This window comes from Ensifer sp. ENS10 (assembly GCF_014852025.1).
In the GTDB taxonomy this organism is placed as follows: domain Bacteria; phylum Pseudomonadota; class Alphaproteobacteria; order Rhizobiales; family Rhizobiaceae; genus Ensifer.
Genome location: NZ_JACVAS010000060.1, coordinates 1 through 264 on the forward strand (window position 1 = coordinate 1; position 264 = coordinate 264).

At 62.5% G+C, this 264-nt stretch carries 1 protein-coding gene; it reads right to left on the reverse strand.

Going from position 1 to position 264, the window contains the following annotated elements:
- Positions 1-264 (reverse strand): IS30 family transposase (locus IB265_RS37965; RefSeq protein WP_192496239.1); only part of this gene is annotated, 264 nt, incomplete at both ends.

The following is a 264-nucleotide window of genomic DNA, read 5'->3' on the forward strand; positions in this document are numbered from 1 at the left end:
GGCGAGCAAGCTGGATGAGCTTGCGTTGCGACACGCCTGCAAGGTCGGTATCGCCTGGCATGAAGCGGCGGATGCGCTTGTTGGCGTTCTCCACCGCGCCTTTCTGCCACGGCGCGCTGGGGTCGCAAAACCAGCTGCGCGCGCCGATGCCATCTTCCAAAGCCCTGAAGCCGGCGAACTCCGTGCCGCGATCAAAGGTGAAGCTCTGCCGGGCAAAGGCTGGCAAGGGAGAGAACGTTTCGATGATCTTGTCCATGATCGGTC